26 protein-coding genes and 1 riboswitch are annotated in these 22,178 nt (G+C 73.1%); of the genes, 13 read left to right on the top strand and 13 right to left on the bottom strand.

Features of this window, described 5'->3' with window-relative positions:
• Window positions 1–14 precede the first annotated feature (14 nt).
• Window positions 15–128: riboswitch (SAM riboswitch) on the bottom strand.
• A gap of 56 nt (window positions 129–184) precedes the next feature.
• The 4 genes from M1L60_RS03345 to M1L60_RS03330 are packed head-to-tail and all read right to left on the bottom strand — an operon-like array spanning window position 185 to window position 1,656.
• On the bottom strand, window positions 185–541 hold the full coding sequence (locus tag M1L60_RS03345) for a hypothetical protein (RefSeq protein WP_253235758.1): 357 nt from the start codon (window positions 539–541) through the stop codon (window positions 185–187).
• 3 nt (window positions 542–544) lie between these two features.
• The gene (locus tag M1L60_RS03340) at window positions 545–1,006 is read right to left on the bottom strand and encodes a GNAT family N-acetyltransferase (RefSeq protein WP_253235757.1); all 462 of its coding nucleotides are present in this window, start codon (window positions 1,004–1,006) and stop codon (window positions 545–547) included.
• Window positions 1,007–1,009: 3 nt separating this feature from the next.
• Complete coding sequence (locus M1L60_RS03335; protein WP_253235756.1) at window positions 1,010–1,330, bottom strand: DMT family transporter; 321 nt, start codon at window positions 1,328–1,330, stop codon at window positions 1,010–1,012.
• Window positions 1,327–1,656 carry a DMT family transporter gene (locus M1L60_RS03330; protein WP_253235755.1) on the bottom strand — a complete coding sequence of 110 codons (330 nt, stop codon included), beginning with the start codon at window positions 1,654–1,656 and terminating at the stop codon, window positions 1,327–1,329. The genes M1L60_RS03335 and M1L60_RS03330 overlap by 4 nt, the downstream gene beginning before the upstream one ends.
• A 46-nt stretch (window positions 1,657–1,702) precedes the next feature.
• On the opposite strand from M1L60_RS03330, the gene M1L60_RS03325 reads away from it, so the two are divergent.
• Both M1L60_RS03325 and sugE read left to right on the top strand, forming a co-directional pair.
• Complete coding sequence (locus M1L60_RS03325) at window positions 1,703–2,419, top strand: VOC family protein (RefSeq protein ID WP_253235754.1); 717 nt, start codon at window positions 1,703–1,705, stop codon at window positions 2,417–2,419.
• Window positions 2,420–2,511: 92 nt separating this feature from the next.
• Window positions 2,512–2,826: a quaternary ammonium compound efflux SMR transporter SugE gene (sugE, locus tag M1L60_RS03320; RefSeq protein WP_253235753.1), complete on the top strand. Its 315-nt coding sequence runs from the start codon at window positions 2,512–2,514 to the stop codon at window positions 2,824–2,826.
• 34 nt (window positions 2,827–2,860) lie between these two features.
• On the opposite strand, the gene M1L60_RS03315 is transcribed toward sugE, so the two are convergent.
• Window positions 2,861–3,622: an alpha/beta fold hydrolase gene (locus M1L60_RS03315; RefSeq protein ID WP_253235752.1), complete on the bottom strand. Its 762-nt coding sequence runs from the start codon at window positions 3,620–3,622 to the stop codon at window positions 2,861–2,863.
• A gap of 114 nt (window positions 3,623–3,736) precedes the next feature.
• Here M1L60_RS03315 and M1L60_RS03310 point away from each other — a divergent pair, with 114 nt between their 5' ends.
• Window positions 3,737–4,468: a hypothetical protein gene (locus M1L60_RS03310; RefSeq protein ID WP_253235751.1), complete on the top strand. Its 732-nt coding sequence runs from the start codon at window positions 3,737–3,739 to the stop codon at window positions 4,466–4,468.
• Window positions 4,469–4,493: 25 nt separating this feature from the next.
• Here the strand turns inward: M1L60_RS03310 and M1L60_RS03305 are convergent, their stop codons facing one another.
• From M1L60_RS03305 to M1L60_RS03285, 5 genes are all read right to left on the bottom strand, one after another.
• A complete protein-coding gene (locus M1L60_RS03305) occupies window positions 4,494–5,327 on the bottom strand; it encodes a lysophospholipid acyltransferase family protein (protein ID WP_253235750.1) in 834 nt (277 codons plus the stop codon).
• A gap of 23 nt (window positions 5,328–5,350) precedes the next feature.
• Entirely contained in the window at window positions 5,351–6,199 is an 849-nt protein-coding gene (locus M1L60_RS03300; RefSeq protein WP_253235749.1) for a phosphotransferase enzyme family protein, read from the bottom strand.
• A 106-nt stretch (window positions 6,200–6,305) separates the two neighbouring features.
• Window positions 6,306–6,899: a shikimate kinase gene (locus tag M1L60_RS03295; RefSeq protein WP_253235748.1), complete on the bottom strand. Its 594-nt coding sequence runs from the start codon at window positions 6,897–6,899 to the stop codon at window positions 6,306–6,308.
• Window positions 6,900–7,013: 114 nt separating this feature from the next.
• Window positions 7,014–7,514, bottom strand: a complete 501-nt coding sequence (locus M1L60_RS03290; protein WP_253235747.1) for a histidine phosphatase family protein — start codon at window positions 7,512–7,514, stop codon at window positions 7,014–7,016.
• An 85-nt stretch (window positions 7,515–7,599) separates the two neighbouring features.
• Window positions 7,600–8,358 (bottom strand): maleylpyruvate isomerase family mycothiol-dependent enzyme, encoded by a 759-nt coding sequence (locus tag M1L60_RS03285; protein WP_253235746.1) that lies wholly within the window; start codon window positions 8,356–8,358, stop codon window positions 7,600–7,602.
• Between the two features lie 63 nt (window positions 8,359–8,421).
• Here M1L60_RS03285 and M1L60_RS03280 point away from each other — a divergent pair, with 63 nt between their 5' ends.
• Together M1L60_RS03280 and M1L60_RS03275 are read left to right on the top strand one after the other, a co-directional pair.
• Complete coding sequence (locus M1L60_RS03280) at window positions 8,422–9,228, top strand: class I SAM-dependent methyltransferase (RefSeq protein ID WP_253235745.1); 807 nt, start codon at window positions 8,422–8,424, stop codon at window positions 9,226–9,228.
• A 1-nt stretch (window position 9,229) separates the two neighbouring features.
• Entirely contained in the window at window positions 9,230–10,048 is an 819-nt protein-coding gene (locus M1L60_RS03275) for an arylamine N-acetyltransferase family protein (protein ID WP_253235744.1), read from the top strand.
• Between the two features lie 30 nt (window positions 10,049–10,078).
• Here M1L60_RS03275 and M1L60_RS03270 read toward each other — a convergent pair whose 3' ends face one another.
• Together M1L60_RS03270 and M1L60_RS03265 are read right to left on the bottom strand one after the other, a co-directional pair.
• Window positions 10,079–10,621 carry a LuxR family transcriptional regulator gene (locus M1L60_RS03270; RefSeq protein WP_253235743.1) on the bottom strand — a complete coding sequence of 181 codons (543 nt, stop codon included), beginning with the start codon at window positions 10,619–10,621 and terminating at the stop codon, window positions 10,079–10,081.
• The gene (locus tag M1L60_RS03265; RefSeq protein ID WP_253235742.1) at window positions 10,618–13,383 is read right to left on the bottom strand and encodes a LuxR C-terminal-related transcriptional regulator; all 2,766 of its coding nucleotides are present in this window, start codon (window positions 13,381–13,383) and stop codon (window positions 10,618–10,620) included. The genes M1L60_RS03270 and M1L60_RS03265 overlap by 4 nt, the downstream gene beginning before the upstream one ends.
• Before the next feature lie 231 nt (window positions 13,384–13,614).
• Between M1L60_RS03265 and M1L60_RS03260 the strand changes: the two genes are divergently transcribed.
• The 7 genes from M1L60_RS03260 to M1L60_RS03230 all read left to right on the top strand — a co-directional run bounded on the left by M1L60_RS03260 (window position 13,615) and on the right by M1L60_RS03230 (window position 20,367).
• Window positions 13,615–15,081, top strand: coding sequence for a dynamin family protein (locus M1L60_RS03260; RefSeq protein ID WP_253235741.1), 1,467 nt, complete (start codon window positions 13,615–13,617; stop codon window positions 15,079–15,081).
• On the top strand, window positions 15,078–16,874 hold the full coding sequence (locus tag M1L60_RS03255) for a dynamin family protein (protein WP_253235740.1): 1,797 nt from the start codon (window positions 15,078–15,080) through the stop codon (window positions 16,872–16,874). Before M1L60_RS03260 ends, M1L60_RS03255 begins: the two co-directional genes overlap by 4 nt.
• Window positions 16,871–17,362: a hypothetical protein gene (locus tag M1L60_RS03250; protein WP_253235739.1), complete on the top strand. Its 492-nt coding sequence runs from the start codon at window positions 16,871–16,873 to the stop codon at window positions 17,360–17,362. Before M1L60_RS03255 ends, M1L60_RS03250 begins: the two co-directional genes overlap by 4 nt.
• Before the next feature lie 78 nt (window positions 17,363–17,440).
• Window positions 17,441–18,820, top strand: coding sequence for an MFS transporter (locus M1L60_RS03245; RefSeq protein ID WP_253235738.1), 1,380 nt, complete (start codon window positions 17,441–17,443; stop codon window positions 18,818–18,820).
• The gene (locus M1L60_RS03240) at window positions 18,820–19,176 is read left to right on the top strand and encodes a GntR family transcriptional regulator (protein WP_253235737.1); all 357 of its coding nucleotides are present in this window, start codon (window positions 18,820–18,822) and stop codon (window positions 19,174–19,176) included. The genes M1L60_RS03245 and M1L60_RS03240 overlap by 1 nt, the downstream gene beginning before the upstream one ends.
• A 70-nt stretch (window positions 19,177–19,246) precedes the next feature.
• Window positions 19,247–20,014 carry a hypothetical protein gene (locus M1L60_RS03235; protein ID WP_253235736.1) on the top strand — a complete coding sequence of 256 codons (768 nt, stop codon included), beginning with the start codon at window positions 19,247–19,249 and terminating at the stop codon, window positions 20,012–20,014.
• Window positions 20,011–20,367, top strand: a complete 357-nt coding sequence (locus M1L60_RS03230) for a GntR family transcriptional regulator (protein WP_253235735.1) — start codon at window positions 20,011–20,013, stop codon at window positions 20,365–20,367. The genes M1L60_RS03235 and M1L60_RS03230 overlap by 4 nt, the downstream gene beginning before the upstream one ends.
• Here the strand turns inward: M1L60_RS03230 and M1L60_RS03225 are convergent.
• Complete coding sequence (locus tag M1L60_RS03225; RefSeq protein WP_253235734.1) at window positions 20,355–20,864, bottom strand: NUDIX hydrolase; 510 nt, start codon at window positions 20,862–20,864, stop codon at window positions 20,355–20,357. The two genes, M1L60_RS03230 and M1L60_RS03225, sit on opposite strands and share 13 nt — an antisense overlap.
• Window positions 20,865–20,950: 86 nt before the next feature.
• On the opposite strand from M1L60_RS03225, the gene M1L60_RS03220 reads away from it, so the two are divergent.
• Window positions 20,951–22,147, top strand: coding sequence for an LPXTG cell wall anchor domain-containing protein (locus M1L60_RS03220; protein ID WP_253235733.1), 1,197 nt, complete (start codon window positions 20,951–20,953; stop codon window positions 22,145–22,147).
• Window positions 22,148–22,178 lie beyond the last annotated feature (31 nt).

Genomic DNA, 22,178 nt, shown 5'->3' with positions numbered 1-22,178 from the left:
TGGTGCACTCCTCGGCCGGCGGCTTGCCGGGCGGGTTCGCGCCGGCCTGGTCGTCACCCGGAGCACCCCGCCCGCGAGCGGAGGGTTGCCGGCCAGCAAGCCGGGGCTGTGCGCTGGCACTCATGACCTTCGTGGTGCAACTTAGCATCGGCTCCTCTCCCCCGGCGTTTCGGATCTGGCTGGGTTACCAGTCGAGTTGGGATTCGGGGACGCCGGCGGCGCGGGCGTAGGTCTCGGCTTCGGCGCGGGCCTGGGTGTCGCCGGTGCGGTAGTGGAAGACCTGGCCGGGGAAGATGACGAAGGTTTCGTCGTCGGTGTCGTAGCTGGTGTACCAGCCTCGTCCGGTGAGGGATCGGGCGAAGTGGTGGGCCAGTTCGGTGGGGTCGGCGGTGCTGGTGAATTCGAGGACGGTCCAGACCTGTGGTTGCTCGGGCGTGTTGTCGTCGATCGCGTATCGGGTGAGTTTGTGCAGCTGGACGTGGGTGTCGTCGAGTACGGTCCCGGGGGCGAGGCTTTCGAGTATGACGGCGCCGGTGAGCATGGGTCAGGTCCTTTCCAGCCAGACGGTGTCGGGCCAGCCGGGGTGGTCGGCGGGTTCGCGGCGTAGTTCGGTGAAGCCGTGGGCGGCGTAGAAGCGGGCGGCCCGGGTGTTGCCGTCGGGGTGTTCGAGGCGTACGGGTGTTCCGCCGGCGCGGTGGACGAGTTCTTGGAGCAGGGCTGAGCCGGCGCCTGTCCCCTGGGCGGCCGGGGTGACGTACAGCTTCCAGATGATGGCGGTCGGGCCGCGGAGGTCGATGTTTCCGGTGCCGAGGGGGCCGTGGTCGTTCTCGGCCATGAGGACCGTCGTGTTGTCGAGGCTTCGGTGGATGGCTTCCTCGGACCACCAGGTGACCAGGCCGTGGGTGATGTAGTCGGGTCCGGCGAAGGCGTAGGTCGGGGGCCAGGTCTGGTGGCCGATGCTGATGATCGCGGGGATGTCGGCGGGGGTGGCGTCGCGGATGTTCATGGTTCAGTGGCTGCCGAGTTCTACGAGAAGGACGCCGATGATGACCAGGATGATGCCGGCGCTCATTTTGCGGGTGAGGGGGTCGTGGAAGGCCAGTTTGGCGATGATGGCGGTGCCGGCGATGCCGATGGCCGACCAGATGCCGTAGGCGATGCCGATGGACATGCCTTCTTGCAGAGCCAGGGACAGCAGCGTGAACGAGACGGTGTAGCCGAGCAGGATCGGGGCGATCCATTTCTTGACGCGTAGTCCGTCGGAGACGCGCAGGGCCATGGTGGCGCTGATCTCCAGGGTGATGGCCAAGGCGAGGTAGAGGTAGCTCACGCGGTTTCCTCGGGGCGCGAGCCCATCTCGATGAGCAGGACCCCGCCGATGATGGCGGCGAAGCCGACGGTCATGAGCCAGGTGAGCGGGTCGCCGAAGATGACGGCGGCGGCGAGGGCGGTGAGGGCGACGCCGCTGGCGGCCCAGATGCCGTAGGCGACGCCGATGGGCATGCCTTGGCGTAGCAGCAGGGACATGAGGATGAAGGCGGCGATGTAGCCGGCGACGACCAGGGTGTACCAGGCGGGGTGGTCGACGGCGGCGCGCAGGGCGAGGCTGGCGCTGACCTCTGAGATGATCGCGCTGCCGAGGGTTGTCCACTTCATCGGGTTGCTCCTTCGAGGTGGATGAATTTTGACAGGGGGCGATCTTGTGGAGGTCCGGTGGGTCACCGGGTTCGTGGATTCGCCGTCGCGGGCGGTCGAGGGGTTCTGGCTGGCGGTGACGGGCACGTCGTTGTCGGCGCGGCGGGGGGATTTCGCGACGTTGGTGCCCGCTGACGGGGACGCGTATCTGCGGGTGCAGGTTTTAGCGGCCTCTCCCCCGCGTACGCATCTGGATCTGCATGTGACGTCCGTGCCGGCCGCGGCTCGGGAGGCGGTGGGGCTGGGTGCGGTGGTGCTGCTCGACGACGGTGAGCTGGTGGTGTTGCGTTCCCCCGCCGGTGCGGTGTTCTGCCTGGTGCCGTGGGCGGGTGAGGTGACGCGGCCGGCGCCGGTGGCGTGGCCGGGCGGGTCGGTCAGCCTGGTCGATCAGGTGTGTGTCGACGTACCGGAAGAGGATTTTGATCGTGAGGCGGGGTTCTGGTCGGCGTTGACCGGGTGGGTGCGGCGGCCGTCCGACCGGCCGGAGTTCGAGCATCTCGAGCGGGGTACGGGCCTGCCGTTGAAGCTGCTGCTGCAGCGGGTCGGGGCGTCGCGGGCGGGGATGCATCTGGATTTCGCGTGTGACGACGTCGATCGGGAGGTGGCGCGGCACGTTGCTCTGGGGGCGGTTGTCGTGCGGCGGGTCGAGGGTGATTGGACGACGTTGCGTGACCCGTCTGGCCGGGAGTATTGCGTCACTGGCCGGTCGCCGTGTGTTTGCTAACGTGGGTTTTGGTACCGCAGCAGCGGCTATCCCGGACGAGGACGTGTCGTACCCGGCAGGCAAAGACGACCGCATGAGGGTGGTGTGTCGTCGTGGCCTGGATCGTTCTGGTGGTCTCTGGTGTTCTCGAGTCGGTGTGGGCGGTCGCGCTCGGTCGTTCGCAGGGCTTCACCCGTCTCACGCCCAGCGTGATCTTCGTGGTGGCGCTGGTGGCGTCGATGATCGGGCTCGGTTACAGCCTGCGGAGCATTCCCATCGGCACGGGCTATGCGGTGTGGGTGGGTATCGGCGCGGTGGGCACGGCGCTGGCCGGGATGGTGTTCCTGGGCGAGTCGGCCAATATTCTGCGGATCCTGTCGCTTTTGCTGGTCGTGGCGGGGGTCGTCGGGCTCAAGCTGTTCCACTGATCAGTCTTTGCCCGTGATCAGTCTTTGCCCGTGATCAGTCTTTGCCCGTGATCAGGGCGGCCACCTCGGCGGGGCGTTCGAGGTGGACCTGGTGCCCGGAGTCGAGCTCGACCAGGCGGAAGTCTTTATTCAGCGCGTCACGGCACATGCCGGCGTAGCCGGGTGGAACTGCTTTGGAGCGTAGCGCTACGACCAGGGTCGTATCGGTGCCGGCCGGTGGGGTGACCGCCGGCCGGGCCAGTTCGGAGTAGGTCGCGGCGACCATGGGGACGCTGAACCGGAACCGCCAGCGGCCGTCGATCTGCTGGACCAGATGGTCGCGGATCTCGGCGTCGACCAGCCCGGATGCTTCCGGGGGCCAGTGGCGGGCGGTCTGTTCCGAAGCTTGTTCCGGCGTGTCGAACGTGGGCGGGTCGAGGACGCCGTCGGCGCGTTGCTCGGCGACGGCCGGGGGCAGGCCGATGCCGGGGTCGAGCAGGACGAGCCGTTCGACGCGGCCGGGGGCGAGCCGGGCCAGGTGTACGGCGATGGTGGCGCCCAGGGAATGGCCGACGATCACGGCTCGGGGCAGTTCGAGGTGGTCGAGGACATCGAGGATGTCGGCTGCGTGCTGTTCGAGGGTCCAGGGCGGGTGGGTCGTGGACTGTCCGTGGCCCCGCAGGTCGGGCGCGTGGACCCGTACGCCTGGTAGGTGGTTCTCGGTCAGGGTGCGGAACCGGCCGCCGTGGCCGGTGAGCCCGTGCAGGGCGATCACCGGTGTGCCGTGTTCGTCGCCGAAGTGGTGGATGTGCAGCATCTCGCCGATGCTGCCGGAACGGGGCGGGTGTCCGCTGCCCCGTGCTCGGAACTGTCGGGGGCACCTGGTAGAAGTGTCATACAAACGTTCGAAGGCGTGTGGAGGGCTGGGGCGATGGCTGGGCTGAGCACCGACGAGTTGCAGACGATCCGTGACGGGCTGGCCGCCGGGCGCAAGCCCCGGGTCCTGTTCACCGAGGCCGCGGGGCAGATGGCGGGGCAGCTCGGCCAGGTGATCGGGCTGGGTGATCCGGCCGAGTCCGACGAGTGGGTGGTGGTGAAGTTCGGGCGCGACGAGTTGCCCTTCTCCCCCGGTGATCTGCAGATCGCGCCCCGGGGCGCGGTGGCCCGCAAGGCCGCGCCGGCTCCCGCCCCGGCCGAGCCGGTGGCCCCACCGGGGCCGGCGTTCGTGCTCGACCAGCCCGCGCCGGCGGCGAAGAAGGCGGCCAAGGTGAACGGCGCGCCGGTCGCCGGCGAGGACAAGCCGGGCGCGCCCGCGCCGCGCAAGGGTGGCGATGACGTGACGGCGGCTCCTGGGCCTCGGAAGGCGGCGGGCCGGTCGGCCAAGCCGAAACCTCCGCCCGCTCTGACGGTGACGCTGGCCTACGGCGAGGGCGAGTGGACGGTGGCGGCTTCGCAGGGCTCGAAGGTGCTGGCCAAGCCCTACATGATCCGCCCGGCCGAGGCGTTGCGGATGGTGGCGCTGGTCGACGTGCCCGGCGTGCACGAGGCGGTGGAGCAGATCCTGTCGGCCGAGCGGTCCGAGGCCGAGGAGCAGGCGCGGCGGTTGCGGGCCGAGTTGGCCGAGGTCGAGGCGCGGCTGGCCGAGCTGACCGAGAAGCCTTAGCGCGGTCGAGCACCGGCGGGACGGGTCATCGCTGGGAGACGCGGCGGCGCAGGCGCAGCCGGTGCCGCGCGGCGGGGATCGGCGCCGCCGGCTGGTCGGGGGCGGGGCGGCGGGGGCGGACCCGAGCCATGTCCACGGCGCGGGTCACGTCGACGAAATGCGGGGTCTCCAGCTCGCCGGGGCGCAGCGGGATCAGGGTGTCGTGGATGCCGTCCATGATCAGGCGGGTCGCCTGCATGGCCTGGGCGCCGGCCGTCCCGGACAGCCCGGTCAGGTCGACCGGGGTGCCGAAGCGGACGTGCACGACCGGGCGGCGCCGGATGGCCCGGAGCACGGACCGCAGCATGTGCTTCGGGGTCTCGTACGGAAGGACGGCGTGTGCGCCCCACTGCGCGACCGGCAGCACCGGGGCGCCCGAGGTGGCGGCCATGCGGGCGACGCCGGTCTTGCCGCGCTCGGGCCACATCCACGGGTCGAGGCCGATGCGGCCTTCCGGATAGACCAGCACCAGCGCCCTGTCCTGCAGGGCCTGGGCGGCGGCGGGCAGGGCGTCGGCGACGTGGGCGGTGTTGCGGTCGACGCGGATGTGCCCGGCCTTGCGCATCGCCGCCCCGACGATCGGCGCGGTGAACAGGCCGCCGGTGGCCAGGATGCGCGGGGCGATGCCGGCTTTGTGGCAGGCCGCGGTCATCACGACCGGGTCGAACGGGCTGACGTGGTTGGCCGCCAGGATGAGCGGGCCGGCGCGCAGCTCGGCCGGGATGTCGCCGGAGACATGCAGGCGGCACAGCGGGAACACGACCACGCGCGAGAGCGCGAGCATGAAACGCCACATGAGCGGGGCGGGGGTGCTGGTCATCAGGCCGACAATGATCGCACGGCTCAGCTCGGCCGCCGATCTCCGTCCAGGCCTGATTCGGCGACGGTCAGCCAGTGCTCCACCGCCGGTTCGTCGTGGTGGCGGATGGACCAGTCGACCATGCGCAGGCTGATGTGCGCCCAGTAGGCGTCCCGGCGGCGCCGGGAGATGCCGGCCAGGCGCTGGTCGATCGGGGCGAGCAGCTCGTCGGGCCGGCCGGTGAGCCAGAACCGTAGCGTGACCAGGTCGAAGTGGCGGTCGCCGCGGGTCGCGCCGTCCCAGTCGATCAGCCCGGTCACCCGTCCGTCGTCGACGAGCACGTTGCCGGGGTGGAAGTCGAAGTGCACCAGGTCGTCGCCGACCATCGCCGACCCGTTCGCGGCGCCGACAGCGTGGATGCGTTCGAGCAGGGCCGCCGTGCGGGCGGAGTGTTCGGCCAGGGGCTGGTGCAGGCAGAACCCGGGCCCGTCGGAGGTCAGGTAGAGCTCGCTGGGTTTCGGCGCGGGCACATCCAGCAGCAGCCCGGCCAGCCGGTCGTTGAGAGCGACCAATTGGCGTACGAGGTGCTGGTCGACAGTTTCTGGCGGGGCCCCCGGCAGCCGCTGCTGGACGATGACACGCGACCCGTCGACGTGCGCGGCCAGTTCGTGGCGGGCGGTCGGCACCCCGGCCCGGCGGGCGCGGTCGACGAGCGGGCCACTGCGCGAACGCCCCTCGGTCAGCACGGAACGCCGCCCGTCGGGCCACCGGACGAAGGCCGCGCCGACCTCACCGCCGGGCGCCGGACCCTCCAGGATCAACCGGACACCGGTGATGTCGGCGATCCGGTCGATGATCTGCGGGGCGTCCAGCCGGGCGGTTCGAGGCCACACACGGCCGACCGCTTCGGTCACTTCGGCCCCCGCCCGGGTGACGTCATACGCATAGCGGGGGAACCTTATCGTCCCCCGGCGATCCGTGCTGTCCGGCACCCGACTCTCACAGGCCGAGCGCGTCCTCGACCAGCGCGGTCAGCTCGTCCTCGGTCAGGCCGGGCTCGACATCGATCGCCTTCAGGCCCCGGGCCCGGATTTGCGCGCGCAGGCGTTCGGTGAACAGTTCGTCGCGTTCGAGCAGCCCGGCCAGCGCCCGCTCGGGGTCGCTGGTGCGGGCGGCGATCTGCCAGGTCGAGCCCCGCGTGTCGAACGCGGCCCGCCGGAACTGCGGGGTCGGCAGCAGCCACACCGCCCGAGCCCCCTGTGGTACGAGTTCGGGCAGCAGCCGGAAACCTTCGGCGACCACCGGCGGTCCGTCGGGCAGGGCGGCCAGGTCGTCGAGGATCAGGTCGAAGCTCTCCCCGCGGAACCAGTGGAACGTGTCCAGCATGACCGCCGGCGGGCGCAGCCACCGCTCGTCCATGCTCATCGCCATGAACGCGGCCAGCTGCGGGCTGCTCGCCGGATCGCTGCGGCGGGCGTGCCCGGCCATGACGGCGTCGGTGTCGTACAGTCGCAGTCCGTGCCGGGCGGCCAGCCGCCGCGCGATGGTGCTCTTGCCGGCGCCGCTACCCCCGCCGATCCAGTAGACGTCCATCGCGGAATTGTCGTACCCGGCGAGCAGGAACGCCGTCCCCGCGCGCCGACGACGACGGAGCCGCAAGGTGACGCCGACCGCGACGAGGGGGTGGGGTGAGCCGCGAGTTCCCCGTCACGGCCGGCCGACGGTGACGATGTCGGGGAAGGCGAGGCCGGCCCAGAACGCGCCGGGCGCGCCGGCGATCAGCCGGCGGTCGGCGAGCCAGGTGGTCAGCGCCATGCCGTGGGTGCCGACCACGAGCGGGTGAGCGCCGGCCCGGGCCGCGTGACGCGCGACGGCGGCGGTGAACCGGGCGGCTACCTCACTCTGAGGTTCCCAGCCGGGGTGCAACGCTCCCTGCACGTACGCGTGGGCGCGCTCCTGATGGTCGTCGCGCCACTCGTGGGGGCGGCGCACCTCGTCGAAACCTGCGTCCTGCCCGACGTGGCCGCCGGGGACAGCTGCCCGCAGCGTCTCGGCGGCCTTGGACTCGGTGCTGGCCACCAGGTACGCGTCCGGTGGCAGATCGAGGGCGCGCGCGGCCGCCACACCGTCCGCGCCGAGACGCCAGGCCTCCGGCGGCACGGCCGGGTCGACTTCCGGCATGGCGTGCCGCACCAGGAACATCCGCATCTCAGCCAGTATCCGGGTCGGCCGGCCCTCGACAACGGGCAGAGGGGTTTGGCCGACCCGAGACGGTCGGCCGATCGCCAAGGTTCTAGGTGCTCGGGTCCCAGGCGATGATCCGGTCGAAGACGCGCCGGTCGCCGCCGGTCGTCAGCGTCTCGAGCGGCAGGCGGCCGTAGAAGACCAGCACCAGGTCACTGGCCGAGCCCGAGGCAGTGGCGGTGGCATCGGGGGCGGGCACCCGTTCGATGCGGGCCCCGGCGGTGGACAGGTCGACCCGCCAGGACCGGCCCTCGGTGACGTCGTAGCCGATGGTGGCGGGCTCGTGCGGCCACGGGGAGGTCGTCGAGCAGCAGGTCAGCAGGAAGTCGTCGACCCCGTCCACGGCCACCTCGACCGGCAGGGGCTGGGCGGCCCCAGCGGTGAGCTGGGCGTCGTACGTGTGGACCGCGATCTCCTGCAACTGGTGCCGGGCCACCGCGGCGACGGTCGGCGGCGACTGCGCGTCGTCCCACCACGTCCAGCAACCCCGGTCGGGGCCGGCCTGCGCCAGCGCGTCCAGCAACTGCTGGGTCGAGGTGGCCAGCCACGCGTCCAGCGCGTCGCGGTCGTCCGGCACGGCCGGGCCCCGCGGAACGGCCTTCGTGGTCGCGGACGCTCCGGCGGCGACGGTGGCGGCCCAGGCCTGACGGCCCTCCCCCAGGTGGCGCACCAGATCGAGCAGCGTCCACTCGGGGCACGACGGCACTGTCGCGTCGAGACTGGGCGCGGCGGCCACGGCCGTACGGAAAGCCTGCGAACGCTCGTCGATCAGCTTCACCACATCGGGGAAACTCAGTGTTGTCTGCACCCGGGGTGTCTACCATCGTGGCCCGGCAGCCGCCCGCCCATTTATCGCGTGAGGAGTCTCCCGATGACGACCGGTCCGTACACGGGGTTGGCCACGACGTTCGACACCGCCGCCGATATCTACGAACAGGCCCGGCCACGATATCCGGCACGACTGTTCGACGACCTCGCCGTCACCACCGGGCTCGACAGCTCAACCGCCCGGGTGCTCGAGATCGGCGCCGGGACCGGTAAGGCCACCCGTGGGCTGCTCGCGCGCGGCTGGTCCGTGGTGGCACTCGAGCCGGGCCGGGAGCTGGCGGCGGTGGCCCGGCGGGTGCTGGCCGGTCTGGGCGAGGTCGAGGTCGTAGAGTCGCCGTTCGAGCAGTGGGACGCCGACGGTGCGGAACCGTTCGACCTGGTCGTGGCGGCGACGTCGTGGCACTGGCTCGACCACCAGGTCGCCTACCGCCGGGCCGCGCAACTGCTGCGCCCCGGCGGGCACCTCGCCATTGTCGCCACCACCCACGTGTGCCCGACAGGCGCCGACGACTTCTTCAACCAGGTGCAACCCGTGTACGAACGGCTCGGCCTCGGCGACGGCAGCGACGGCCCGGAACCGCCCGGGAAGTTCACCGACCCTGACGTCGAGGCGATCCGGGCCAGCGGGTGCTTCGAGGAACCGGTCGTGCACCGCTACGTCTGGGGCCAGGACTACACGGCCGAGCAATACCTGACACTGCTGTCGACCTACTCCGGGCACATCGCCATGCCCGCCGCGCAACGGCAGGCGTTGTTCGCCGAGATCCGCCGCATGATCGCCGCCCGGCCCGCGGGGACGGTCCGCAAGTACTACCTCAACATGGTCCAGACGGCCCGGCGAGCCGGCTGACATGGACGCCTACCTGCGCCGGCTCGGGGTGAAGGCAGCACCGCCCAGCGCCGACGCCCTGCGCACGCTGCATCGGGCCCACACCGACCGGATCCCGTACGAGTGCCTGGACATCTGGCTCGGGCGGGCCACCACCGTGGACCCGGCGGAGTCGGTCGAGCGGATCGTGCGCGGGCGCGGCGGCTACTGCTACCACCTCAACGGGGCGTTCGCGTTGCTGCTCGACAGCCTCGGCTACCGGGTCACCCGGCACGCCGGCGGGGTGCAACGCCACGGCACGCCCAACGCCGGGGCCAACGGCAACCACCTGGCGCTGACCGTCGAGCTGCCGCAAGGACAGTGGTTGGTGGACGTCGGTCTCGGCGACGGGCCGTCCGAACCGGTCCCGCTGACCGAGGGTGAACATCGACAGGGACCGTTCACGTACGGTCTGAGGCCCTCCGATGCGGAGCGTGGTGGCTGGCGGTTCGACCACGACCCGCGAGGCGGGTTCGCCGGCATTGATTTCCGGCCCGCGGCCGTACCGATGGAGGCCTTCGCGGCCCGGCACGAGCAGTTGTGGAACTCGCCGGACTCGCCTTTCGCGCGGACGGCGACCGTGCAACGCCGCGACTCCGGCGGCGCCGACGTGCTGCGCGGGCTGACCCTGACCCGGGTCGGAGAGACGGTCACCCGGACGGTTCTGGCCGAGCCGCAGCAGTACTTCGCTGCTCTGGGTGATCTGTTCGGGCTCACTCTCGGCGACGTGACCGGGGCCGAGCGGGCCGCGCTGTGGCGGCGCCTGGTGACTGCCCACGAACAATGGTCGAGCGGGACGTGACGGGCTCGTTGGCGGCCGAGCCGTCGCGGTCTAGTGCTGACGCGGTGGGGCGCCGCGCTGGCGCAGATACGCCAGGACGGCCTCGCGGGTGGTGCGGACCCCGAACATGGCCCGGGCCTCGGCGATCCGGCGGTTGGCCGTACGCAGCGACAGGAACTCGGCGGCGGCCGCGGCCGCGATCGTGTCCCCCGCGGCCAGCCGGTCGAGCAGGGCCCGCTGCTCGGGCACCAGATCGGCCACCGAATGGTCGTTGACCGGCTCGGCGATGCCCTGGTTGACCGGGCCCAGGCGGCCCAGGTCGTCGATCAGGGCCCGGCCCAGCTGCGACTCGGCGTCGCACACGGCGACGATGCCGGCGCCGCGGGCCGCGGCCAGCACCGCCAGCTGCAGGGTGTCGGGATCACCGACCCGGCCGTGCAGGACCAGGCGGCTGCCCGTGACGTCCCACGCCGGGTCGGGCAGGGCGAACCCGTCGCGCGGCACCCACCCGTCCCGGGTCAGGCGGCGTATCACGGTGTCGGCGTCGCCGTGATTGGCGACGACGTGGCGTGGAGCGTCGGGCTGTCTGGTCACCGGCCATCCTTGTGCGTCTCATTCGTATCGGTTTCTGATGGGTGGGTGGCGAAGGCCAGGGCGGCTGCTTCGGTACGGGTGCGGGCGCCGAGCTTGCGCATGCCGGCGCGGATGTGGGTGTCGACCGTCTCGGCCGAGATGCCGAGCTGGCCCGCGATGCGGCGGGTCGGCTCACCGGCGGCGACCAGCCGCAGGACGTCGGTCTCGCGGCGGGTCAACTGGTCACCCGAGCGGGGACTGCGGGTGTCGCGGTGCACGTGGTGGCGGCGCAACCCGCGGCGGGCCCGGCCGGCCAGCACGGTCAGCCCGGCCGCGTCGGCCAGTTGCTCCGCGGACAGCAGCGCGGCCACGGCCCGCGCCGGGTCGGTGTCGGTCACCCCGGCCGCGAGCAGGCATCGGATCCGCTCGCGCAGGGCGACCGGACGCCAGCTGTCCGCCGCGGCCGTGAAGCCGGTGCCGGTGGCCCAGGCGGTCAGCGTACGCCGCGCCGCGCCCGGAAGCCCGCCCGGAACCGGCGCCGCGGAAAGTTCCCCCAGATCGTGCGCGGCCCACTGCGCGGTGATCGCGTGCAACCCGGCCAGCAGACCGGCCGCCCCCGGCGCCGGGCTGTGCGCGGCCCGCTCCGGTTGCCCGTCGAGCCAGGCCGTCTCCTGCGCCACCCACGCCGTGGCCGGATGCTCGACCCCGGCCGCGTCCAGATGCGCCCGCGCCGCCGCCAGCAACCCGGTGTCGGCCTCGATCAGGGCCGCCGCCGCCGTGGCATACCCGCGCGCCTCGTCCGGCAGCGCCCGATCAGTCAGGTTCGAAGCCCGCTTCAGTACGCCGTCAGCCCCGTCCCACATCCGAGCCGCCACCACCGACCCGGCCGCCACAGCCCCGCCCCCGGCGCCCGGCCCGCGCATGCCCGGTGGGGAGGTGGCGTCGGACGCGTGGGCGCGATCCGGCCCGGTCGCGAAACCGGGCGCAGTTTGCGGTCCGGCTGCGCGGGACAGCTCCGGCCCTCCCGTTGTGTAGACCCCGGACTGGCTCGTCCCCGCGTCGGCGCGCGCACCCGGTTCGATGCCGGGTACAGCGGGCGCGGCCTGTCGAGTGCCAGGTGCAGTGGGTGCGGCCGTGTGGGCGACCAGTTCACCCGGGAGGGAGCCGTGCAGGGCCAGGGCCCAGTCGGCGGCGGCGGTGAAGCGGGTCTGCCAGCCGTAGGCCAGTTCGGCCGCGCTGTCGCGGGCGGCGGCCAGCGCCGCGTCGGCGGCGTCGGTGAGGCGGCCGTCGGCGCCCAGTTGTTCCACGAGCAGCCACGCCGACCAGCGGGCGATCAGGGGATCGCCGCTGCGGGCGGCCGCGGCCAGCGCGACGTCCCAGCCGGGGGCGCGGAAGTGGGCCTGGACCGCGGCCAGCGCGGCCGCCACGCCCGGCGACGGCTGGGGATGGCGGGCGTTGACCTTGCCGGCCAGGTCCTGGGCGCCGGACGGGTCGGTGGCCAGTTCGGCCAGCAGCAGCACCCGGTCGCGGGCGGCCAGCACCGGGCCGGTCGCGGCGTCGGGCACCGACCGCACGGCAGTTCGGGCCCCGGCCGGGTCGCCCGCTTGCAGCAGGGCTTCGCCGCGCAGCACGTCGGCTTCCGGCCCGAGCGGTTCGCCGGTCTGCAGCACCCGGGCCGCGGCCGACGGGCGGCCGGCGGTCAGGGCCGCGTCGGCCGCGGCCAGCCGGACCCGCGGGTCGATCGGCACGTCCAGTTCGCAGGCGAACAGCAGCAGCGCCGCCCGGTCACCCCCGGTGGCATGGTCGGCGGCCACCAGGGCCCGCCGGTGCGCAGCCACCAGGTCGCCGGCCGCCGCGAGGTGGCGGGCCGCCTCGGCCGGTGGGGTCAGCTCGGCCAGCCGGGTGTGCAACTCGACCCGGGCCGGCCCGTCGAGCAGCCCCGCCGCCGTTTCGGCCACATAGGACGACACCGGCAACAAAAGCTCGTCCCCCTGGGCGCCCTGCGCGGGTGCTGAGCCCAGCAGGACTGCGGCCGGGACGACCAGGCCGGCCGCGAGCAGGTCGGTGGCGCCGGGGCCGAGCAGGCCCGCCGGAGCGGGCCGCCCGAGCAGTCCGAGGGCGGCCAGCGCCGTACGAGCCGGCCGCGGCAGATCAGCCAGAGCAGTGGCGATCGCATACGCCACCTGGTCGATGCCGGGCCCGGAAGCCGCCCGGCCCGCCGCTGCCTGGCGGGCCAGCGCCGTGATGGCGAGGGGATTGCCCCCGGCCCGATCGACGACGGCGGTCAGGGTGGCCTCGTCGAGGTTTCCGGCGTTGCGGCGGGCCAGCTCGAGCGCGCCCGCCCGGTCCAGCGGCGGCACCTCGATCCACCCCGCCGCCGCCTGTCGCAGCGCTTCGACGGCCCCCGCGGGCAGCCGGTGCGGCGTACGCACCGCGGCCAGCACCCGGCAGCGGGCGGCCAGCAACGGCAGCGCGGCCAGCGTGGCCGGATCCGCGTAGTGCAGGTCGTCGAGCACCAGCAGCCCGCCGCGCACGCGGGAGCGCACGGCCTCGGCCAGCAGGTGCACGTCGTCGGCGGGCAGCCGGGCCCGCACGGCCCGCGACAGGGCGAGGGCGGGCACGGTCTGCAGCATCGCGAGCCCGCCCCCGGCGTGGACCGGGCCGGGCACCGCGGCGGTGATCTCGCGCAGGGCCGTGGTCCGGCCGCAGCCGGGCGGGCCGGTCAGCACGACGAGACCTGGGCGTTGCAGCATGGCGGCGGCCTGACGCAGCGCTTCCGCCACCTGACCCCCTCCCCCCGAATAGTTCTGGCGTGGCACGAACACGGGATCCCCTGCACCTGCCCCATCCGTAGGCTGTCCCTGCGGCGGGTGAGCTTCGCCCGCCCCTGGACGCGAGGGAGGGCCGGCCGTGACACCCGCCGTGGTCTGCACATTCTCCCCGACAGTGTGCCCGGCTGACGAGTCGTGGTGAGCGGCCCGCTGAGCGCCAGCGTAGCGACGCTCTGTGACGAAATGGCCGCTCGAGTCGGGAAAGAGGCCGCTGGGCAGCTCATACAGATCCGCGACCGGCTCGGTGAGCCGCTACGCGTTGCTATCGCGGGTCGTCTGAAAGCCGGAAAGTCGACACTCGTCAACGCGTTGATCGGGCGCCGGGTGGCCCCGACGGCGGTCGGTGAGTGCACGCGGGTGGTCACCCGGTTCCGGTACGGGCCGGCCGACCGGGTCGATGTGGTGGGCCGCGACGGCGTCCGCAAGAGCCTGCCGCTGGACGACGACGGCATGATCCCGCAGCGGCTGGGCATGCCCGCCTCCCGGGTCGCCTACGTGGATGTCACCCTCACCAGTGAGAAGCTGCGCGACCTGACCGTGGTCGACACGCCGGGCCTGGCGTCGACCGACACGGTCGTCAGCGCCCGGGCCGAGCAGGCCGTCGGCGTGTCCACGGCCCCGTTCGACGCCGACATCGACGCCGACTCGGCCGGTGAGGTCGCCGCGGCCGAGGCCGTCGTCTACGTGTTCACCCAGGCCGTGCGGGCCGACGACGTGCGCGCGCTGGAGGCGTTCCGCGACGCGTCGGCGCGGCTGGCGTCGAGCCCCATCAACGCGCTGGGGGTGTTCGGCAAGGCCGACACGCTGGTCGGCGGGGCCGGTGACCCGTGGCCGGTGGCCGCGCCGCTGGCCGAGCAGCAGGCGGCGCTGCTGTCGCGCACGGTGTCCGACGTCGTGCCGGTGGTGGGTCTGCTGGCCGAGACGGGCGAGTCGGGCCGGCTGACCGCCGCCGACCGGGAGGCGTTGCAGCGGCTGGCCGAGCTGCCCGCGGCCGAGTTGCGGCTGCTGACCGCGTCGGTCGACCTTTTCCGTACGCGCCGGGCCCCGGTCGGCGCCGAGCAGCGGGAGCGGCTGCTGACGCTGCTCGACCTCTACGGCATCGGTTTCGCCCTGGCCCAGCTGGCGGCCGAGCCGGGCGTGTCCACCGGGGAGCTGGTGCGCCGCCTGGTCGCCGCGTCGGGTTTCCCGCGGCTGCAGCACACGTTGCAAGAGACGTTCCGGTGGCGGTCCGACGCGATCAAGGCCGGGTGGGCGTTGTCGCGGCTCGAGCGTCTGGCCGGGCACACCCGCGACGAGGACGACCGGGAACGGCTGCGCGACGGGGTCGAGCGGCTGCTGCGTGATCCCGCCTACCACCGGCTGCGGCTGCTCGACGCGGCGCAGCGGGTGGCGACCGGTTCGGTGCCGATGCCCGCCGAGTGGGAGCAGGAACTGACCCGCCTGGCCACCTCGCAGGACCCGCGCTGGATCCTGCGGCTGCCCGAGGCCGGCCCCGACGAGCTGGCGGCGGCGGCGGTGTCGGCGGCGAACCGGTGGCGGGTGTACGCCGTGGCCGGGGCCGGGCCCGCCCAGTCGCGGGTCGCGCAGATCGCCCAGCGCGGTTTCCACATCCTGTCCCAGCAGCTCCGCAGCCCGCAGGTGCACCGATGACCGATCTGACCACGGCCCTGGACACGGCGGTCAAGGACACCCTGGCCTTCGTACGCACCCACGACCCCGACGCGGGGGCCGAGCTGGCCGAGCTGCGCCGCCGCCGGCTGACCCGCCCCGAGGTGGTGATCGTCGGCGAGACCAAACGCGGCAAGAGCTCACTGATCAACGCCCTGCTCGGGGTGCCCGGCCTGTCCCCGGTCGACGCGGCCGTGGCCACCGCCACCTACCTGCAGTTCGTGCCCGGAACACCCGGCGCGCGGGCGTGGCTGCCCGGCTCGGCCGAGCCGATCACCATCGACGGGCTGCGCGACTGGGCCACCGGTGAGCAGCGGGCCCGCCGCATCGAGGTCAGCCACCCGGCGCCGCTGCTGCGCTACGTCAGCCTGCTCGACACGCCGGGCGTGGGCGGGCTCGACCCGGCCCACACGGCGGTCGCGCTGGCCGCCGTGGAGCGGGCCACCGCGCTGATGTTCGTGGCCGACGCGTCGGCGCCGCTGTCGCGACCCGAGCTCGACTTCCTGGTCGCCGCGAGCGAACGGGTCGACGCCGTCGTCTTCGCCCTCACCAAGATCGACGCGTTCGCGGGGTGGCGGCGCATCCTCGACGACAACAAGGCGCTGCTGCAGGCGCATGCGCCCCGGTTCGCCGAGGCGGCCTGGTTCGCGGTGTCGTCCACGCTGGCCGAACTGGCCGTCGACGCCGGAGCTGACGACCAGGCCGCGCTGGTCGAGGCGTCACGGATCGCCGAGCTCCAGCACGCCCTGGTCGAACTGGCCGGCCGCGGCCACCAGCTGCAACTGGCCAACGTGCTGCGCGCCGCCCGCGGGGATCTGCTGCGGCTGGAAGCGGCCGCCCGCGACCGGGTCACCGCGGCCGACGCCGACCCGGCCCGCACCGCGCAGCTGCGGGCCGAACGGGCCGCGCTGGCCGCCCGCAAACGCACCGAGTCGCGGCAGTGGACGTTGCTGCTGAGCACCGAGACCCAGCGGGCCCGGGTCGAGACGGTCGGACAGCTGCGCACCCGCATCGCCGCCGTTCAGCAGGAGTTCTCCGAGCGCATCGACGCGGGCCGCGGCGAAGCGCTGGCCAAACTTCCGGAACAGCTCGACGCCGAGTTGCAGGCGGTGGCCGTGCAGCTCTCCGAACGCCTCGAAGAGACGTTCGCGCTGGTCGGAGAGAAGGTGCTGGCGTCGGTGTTCGACGACACCGAACGGGCCGAGATGCTGGGCCGGCTCAACGCCACCCTGCGCCACGCCATGGACGCCACCCCGCCGCGCGACGGCTCGGCCGACAACCTGCTGATCGCGTTGTCGGCGGGCGGGATCGCGTTCATGGCCGGGCGCGGCGCGATGCTCGGCGCGTCCGTCCTCGCGGTCGGCGGGGGGCTGCTCATCCCGGTCGCCGGGATCGGCCTGGGCCTGGCCGCCGGCGGGTACGTGCTGTACCGGCGGCGGGTGCAGACCGACCGGCAGCAGGCCCGCATCTGGCTGCGCGACGTGCTCGGCGAGGCCCGCGCCGCCCTGGCCGACGAGATCGCCAACCGCTTCACCGACCTGCAGTACGCCCTGAGCGTGGCCGTCGACGACGCCGTCGAGAAACGCCTGAAGGACCTGGACGCCCACATCGCCGAGATCGACGCGGCCGCCGCCGAGGACGCGGCCGGCCGTAGCAAACGCCGCGCCGCCGCCCAGCAGGAACTCGACGGGGTCCGCGCGAGGCTGCGCGCCGCCGACGCGGCACTGTCCAAGGCCCGGGCGCTGACGCCCGTGCCCCACGAGGAGGACCGATGACCGACCATCATCACGACTTCGGCGACCACGACGACTTCCCGCACTTCGAGGAGCCGCTCGCCGAACCGTACGAACCGCCCCCGTTCGATGATCATCACGAGTTGTACGACACGGACGACGACCACGGCGCGGCCGCTCCGCCTCTCGAGCATCACGACGATGGCGCGTACTCGGAAACGGTTGTCGACGACCACCCGGCCGAACTGACCGATGTGGCGGCGGTCGAGGACCCGCTCGACGTGTTCCCGCCCGCCGTCGACGTCGGTGAGCTGCCCGAACCGGTCGACGGCTTCCCGTGGATCGACACCGGCAGCCTCGGCGTCGTGCCCGCCGCCGCCCTGGACGAGACCCCCGAAGCCGTACGCCCGGAGGAGCTCGCCGAGTACGCCGGCGTCGACCTGGGCGAGGCGCAGGACCCGTGGGCCGCCCTGGCCGAGTCCGACGACCCGGCCACCAGCACCCTCGCCAAGTGGTGGAGCGAAAACTGAGTACGCGGCCTCTCCCCTTCGGTCGCACCCGGGTGACATAGTTTCGGCGCTGACGATCGACTTCTGGAGCCGAAACTCATGGCCGCACCCGGCACCGACACCACCCCGCCGACCGCCGGTCGGCGGGAACGCACCGGCTGGTACTTCTACGACTGGGCCAACTCGGCCTTCTCGACGACCGTCCTGACCGTCTTCCTCGGCCCGTTCCTGACCACGGTCACCGAGATCGCGGCCGGCTGCCCGCTGGGCACCGACGACTGCACCGGCCGGGTCCACCCGTTCGGGATCACCGTCGCCGCCGGCTCCTTCTACCCGTACGTGGTCTCCCTGTCGGTGTTGCTCACCGTGTTCGTGCTGCCCGTCATGGGGGCGATCGCCGACCGCGCCCCGCGCAAGAAGCCGCTGCTGGCCGGGGCCGCTTTCCTGGGCGCCGCCGCCACCATCTCCATGGTGTTCGTGACCGGCGACCGCTACCTGCTCGGCGGGCTGCTGTTCCTGATCGCCAACATCGCGTTCGGCGCGGCCGTGGTCGTCTACAACTCGTTCCTGCCGCAACTGGCGTCCCCCGACGACCGCGACAAGGTCTCGAGCCGAGGCTGGGCGCTGGGCTACCTGGGCGGCGGCCTGCTCCTGCTGGCCAACCTGATCGCCGTCATGCTGCTCTCGATCGACGGCGACGACCAGCGCACCCTCGACATCGCCCGGTTCTGCATCGTCTCCGCCGGCATCTGGTGGGCCGTGTTCACCCTCGTGCCGCTGCGCTGGCTCAAGGAACACCCGGCGGCCGGGGCCAGCACCGAGCGCGGCAACCTGCTGACCGACGGCTTCAAGCAGCTCGGCCACACGCTGCGCAGCCTCAAGGCGTACCCGTTGACGTTGTTCTTCCTGCTCGCGTTCCTGATCTACAACGACGGGATCCAGACCGTCATCGCGCTGGCCGCCCAGTTCGGCAGCGAGGAGCTCGACCTCACCCAGTCCACGCTGATCGTGACGATCCTGATCGTGCAGTTCCTCGCGTTCGGCGGCGCCCTGGCCCTGGGCGCGCTGGCCACCAAGATCGGCGCCCGTAAGACGGTGCTGCTGAGCCTGGCCCTGTGGCTGGTCGTCATCGTCGCCGCGTACTGGCTGCCGGCCGGTGAGCCGCTGCCGTTCATGCTGCTCGGCGCGGGCATCGGCATCGTCCTCGGTGGCAGCCAGGCGCTGAGCCGCAGTCTGTTCTCGCAGCTGATCCCCGAGGGCAAGGAGGGCGAGTACTACGGCTTCTACGAGATCAGCGACAAGGGCACCAGCTGGCTCGGCCCGCTGCTGTTCGGCCTGATCTTCCAGCTCACCGACAGCTACCGGCTCGGCATCATCTCGCTGATCGTGTTCTTCGTGGTCGGCGGCATCCTGCTGGCGTTCGTGCCGATCCGCCGCGCCATCACCGCCGTCGGCAACACACCCCCCAGACTGCTCTGATGGACATCACCATCGACGCCGGGTCGGCGACCCCGCCCTACGAGCAGGTGCGGTTGCGCATCGCCGCCCTGGCCGCCGCGGGTTCGCTGGCCGCGGGGGAAAAGCTTCCTCCCGTACGGGCCCTGGCCGCCGAACTGGGTCTGGCCGCGAACACGGTGGCCCGGGCCTACCGCGAGCTCGAACTGGCCGGCCTGGTCGAGACCCGGGGCCGGCTGGGGACGGTCGTCACCGCCCGCGCGGCCGGCACCTCGGCCCAGGCCCAGAAGGCCGCCCAGGCGTACGCGGACGAGGTGACCGGCCTCGGCGTCCCACCCGAACGGGCCCTCGACCTGGTGCGGGCCGCCCTGGGCCTCTGACCCGGTTGACTTGTCGCAAGTCTTGTCTCACTCTATTGGGACAAGACTTGCGACAAGTTGGGGAGGGGCCATGCGTCCTGCGGAGCTCGAGATCGCCCGCCAGTGGCTGGCCGCGCGCGGCCTGGCCGGCGTCACACCGACACCGGCGCTGGCCGCGCGCCTGACGGTCCGGCGCCGGGCCCGGCTGGGCGCGGCCATCCTCCCGGCCCTGTTCCTCGTCGGCACCGCCCTGGTCTACGTGTCGGTCCTGCCGATCCGGTCCGGCCCGCAGGAACGCTGGTCCTTCGTGGTGCTGACCGCCCTGGTGGCCGGGCTCGTGCTCGGCCTGTCCCTGCTCGACCGCTGGGTGCGGCGCGTCGACCAGCACGCCGGGGCGCAGCTGCCGCGGCGCGCGGCCCACTCCGTGCGCCCCGGCTGGCGCACCGTGCTCGGCGTCCCCCGGGCGGTCCTGCTGGCGAGCATCTACGCGGGCGCGGCCGTGCTGGCCGTCGCGGCCCTGGCCGTCCGCGACGGCGCCGCGAGATACCCGGCGGTCATCCTGCTCATCGGGCTCGGCGGCGTCGCGATCGGCACGGCTGTCCAGCTGCGCCACGTGCTCACCCACCCGGTGGTGGCCGCCGACGAGGGCACACTCCGAGCCGACTTCCTCATGCGCGTCGAGGACGCCCGCGAGGTCGCCCTGCCCACCGTGGTGTGGTCGCTGCCGGTCGTGTCGGTCTTCGACACCGGCCTCGACCCGTGGAACACCGGCTGGCTCGTGTTCATCGTCCTGAGCGCCACCGCGCTCGCCCTGATCACCTTCCGCGACGCGCGCAAAGCCCTGGCCGCCGCCGCATGATCGTCATCGACCCGGCGTCGCCGGTGCCCCCGTACGAGCAGCTCCGCGCCCAGCTCGCCGCCCAGATCCACGACCGGGCACTGGCCGTGGGCACCCGCCTGCCGACCATCCGCCGCCTGGCCGCCGACCTCGGCCTGGCCGTCAACACGGTCGGCCGCGCCTACCGGCAACTGGAGGAAGCCGGCCTGATCGAGACCCGCGGGGCGGCCGGCTCGTTCGTGACCGCCGCCGGCGAGCAGAGCCGCGAACAGGCCCACCAGGCCGCCGCCGACTACGCGGCCGTCATCACCCGCCTCGGCATCGACTCGGCCGAGGCCGTCCGCATCGTCCAGGCTGCGCTTCAGAGCCCCTGAGTCCGGCCGAACGCCTCGTGCGACTCGCCGGGCCGCGCGTACCAGGCCGGGGCGTCCGGGTCGGCCGTGGTGGCGATCCGCAGCCTGGTCAGAGCGCCGACCGGGGGCATCTCGTCCTCGGCGAACCAGCCCACCTCCAGGGACTCGTCGCCGTCGGGGCGGGGCTCGCCGCTCACGGCCCGGCACCGGAACCAGACGGCCAGATACGAGCAGTGGTCACCGTTCGGGTACTCGGTCTCGTGGACCGCGACCCCGGCCAGCTTCTCGATCTCGGCCACGATCCCGGTCTCCTCGGTGATCTCCCGCAGGATCGCCTCGGCCGGCTGCTCCCCGGGCTCGATCATCCCGGCCGGCAGCGACCACTGACCGTTGTCGGAGCGCTTCAGCAGCAGGACACGACCCTGGTCGTCGCGGACGACAGCGCCCGCGCCGGGCAGCAGGAGCAGGTCGTGTCCGACGTGCTTACGCATCCGCGTGATGTACTCGGGAACTGGCATGGGGCAGACGCTAGTGGATCACCGCAAACCGGCTCACCCCATCGGGCGATGGTGGCGCATCCCCGGGCGTCGATAGGCTGCCGCGCGTGCTTCGCCTGATCACCGCCGCGGCCGCCGTCGTCGCCACCGTCGCCCTCGCCCCGGCCCCGGCTCAGGCCCGGGCCGCCGCGCCCGTCGCCGGCTACAGCCTGTCCGCGCCCGACATCGGCTTCTCGAGCACCGGCGCCTTCCTGCCGGTCGTGCTCAGCGCCAACCACGTCGCGCCGCAGAAGATCACCAACGTGCGGATGATCCTCGACGCGACCGGGATCGCCGGTCTCGGCACGGTCGCCGTGCCCGAGGTGTGCGGCACCACCGGCCGGCCCGTCGCCTGCGAGGTGGGCACGATCGACGCCGCCCATGGGTACGCCCTGCCGCAGATCCTGCTGCAGGCCACCCCGGGCGCCACCGTGGGCCGGTCGGGCCGGCTGAAGATCACGGTCACCGGGGACGGGCTGGGCACCCTGGTCGTCACCCCGACGGTCACCGTCGACGAGGTCCGGCTGATCGTGCGGGGCAACACCCGCAGCACCGAGAAGCCCGGCGCGACGATCAACGCCGGGATGCGGATCTCCAACGCCGGCCCCGGCGCGGCCCGCGGCGCCCTCGTGCGGTTCGACGCCGACCCGGCCGCCCTGTCGTGGCTGCTCGACTACGAGAACTGCTGGCCCCGGCCGGGCGGCACCGTCGTGTGCGACCTGCCCGACGCCAACCTCGTCTCGATCCCCTACAACGAACTCGCCGGACCGGCCCTGAAAGTCGCCGACGACGCCCGCAACGGCCGCTACCTGGCCCGCACCACCTGGTGGGCCGGGCCCAGCGCCGACGCCGTGGCCCGGGTGCTGATCCCGGACGCCCAGCCCCGGCCCGGCCGACCGACACTGAAGCTGACGACGCCCACGCAGGACGACTGCTGCGGCACACCGACCTCACCGCCGACGGCCGGCATGCCGTGGACGTCCAGCGCCGACCGCTGGGTCGAGGTCGAGGGCGGCGCTGAAGGCCCGGGCACACCCACCGTTTCGCCCCCGACGACCGAGCCGACCCCGCCCGGCCTCCCCGGCGAGGACGTCGGCGGCGAGACCCCGGGCGCGCAGCCCCCCGGCCAGGGTGGAGGCGACGGTGGGCTGCCGATCACCGGCACCGACACCGTCCTCGCGGGCGTGGCCGGCGGTGTGCTGCTGGCCGCCGGAGTGCTGGCGTTCGCCCTGGCCCGGCGCCGCCGGACGCGGTTCACCGCCTGACGGGAGAGCTCGAACCGGCGCCGACACTTTC

This window comes from Paractinoplanes aksuensis, from assembly GCF_024137025.1.
In the GTDB taxonomy this organism is placed as follows: Bacteria; Actinomycetota; Actinomycetes; order Mycobacteriales; family Micromonosporaceae; genus Actinoplanes; species Actinoplanes aksuensis.
Note: the sequence above shows the minus strand (reverse complement) of the source record. Positions and strands in the feature narration are given on the sequence as shown.

What these genes read in the sequence shown, in the direction of transcription:
- M1L60_RS03260 (WP_253235741.1), top strand. Translation starts at nt 13,615, where the DNA reads ATGGCCGCTCGAGTCGGGAAAGAGGCCGCTGGGCAGCTCATACAGATC.
- M1L60_RS03240 (WP_253235737.1), top strand. Translation starts at nt 18,820, where the DNA reads ATGGACATCACCATCGACGCCGGGTCGGCGACCCCGCCCTACGAGCAG.
- M1L60_RS03340 (WP_253235757.1), bottom strand. Translation starts at nt 1,006, where the DNA reads ATGAACATCCGCGACGCCACCCCCGCCGACATCCCCGCGATCATCAGC.
- M1L60_RS03305 (WP_253235750.1), bottom strand. Translation starts at nt 5,327, where the DNA reads ATGACCAGCACCCCCGCCCCGCTCATGTGGCGTTTCATGCTCGCGCTC.
- M1L60_RS03235 (WP_253235736.1), top strand. Translation starts at nt 19,247, where the DNA reads ATGCGTCCTGCGGAGCTCGAGATCGCCCGCCAGTGGCTGGCCGCGCGC.
- M1L60_RS03315 (WP_253235752.1), bottom strand. Translation starts at nt 3,622, where the DNA reads ATGCTGCACATCCACCACTTCGGCGACGAACACGGCACACCGGTGATC.
- M1L60_RS03290 (WP_253235747.1), bottom strand. Translation starts at nt 7,514, where the DNA reads ATGCGGATGTTCCTGGTGCGGCACGCCATGCCGGAAGTCGACCCGGCC.
- M1L60_RS03225 (WP_253235734.1), bottom strand. Translation starts at nt 20,864, where the DNA reads ATGCCAGTTCCCGAGTACATCACGCGGATGCGTAAGCACGTCGGACAC.
- M1L60_RS03295 (WP_253235748.1), bottom strand. Translation starts at nt 6,899, where the DNA reads ATGGACGTCTACTGGATCGGCGGGGGTAGCGGCGCCGGCAAGAGCACC.
- M1L60_RS03275 (WP_253235744.1), top strand. Translation starts at nt 9,230, where the DNA reads ATGGACGCCTACCTGCGCCGGCTCGGGGTGAAGGCAGCACCGCCCAGC.
- M1L60_RS03345 (WP_253235758.1), bottom strand. Translation starts at nt 541, where the DNA reads ATGCTCACCGGCGCCGTCATACTCGAAAGCCTCGCCCCCGGGACCGTA.
- M1L60_RS03255 (WP_253235740.1), top strand. Translation starts at nt 15,078, where the DNA reads ATGACCGATCTGACCACGGCCCTGGACACGGCGGTCAAGGACACCCTG.
- M1L60_RS03245 (WP_253235738.1), top strand. Translation starts at nt 17,441, where the DNA reads ATGGCCGCACCCGGCACCGACACCACCCCGCCGACCGCCGGTCGGCGG.
- M1L60_RS03280 (WP_253235745.1), top strand. Translation starts at nt 8,422, where the DNA reads ATGACGACCGGTCCGTACACGGGGTTGGCCACGACGTTCGACACCGCC.
- M1L60_RS03250 (WP_253235739.1), top strand. Translation starts at nt 16,871, where the DNA reads ATGACCGACCATCATCACGACTTCGGCGACCACGACGACTTCCCGCAC.
- M1L60_RS03310 (WP_253235751.1), top strand. Translation starts at nt 3,737, where the DNA reads ATGGCTGGGCTGAGCACCGACGAGTTGCAGACGATCCGTGACGGGCTG.
- M1L60_RS03230 (WP_253235735.1), top strand. Translation starts at nt 20,011, where the DNA reads ATGATCGTCATCGACCCGGCGTCGCCGGTGCCCCCGTACGAGCAGCTC.
- M1L60_RS03330 (WP_253235755.1), bottom strand. Translation starts at nt 1,656, where the DNA reads ATGAAGTGGACAACCCTCGGCAGCGCGATCATCTCAGAGGTCAGCGCC.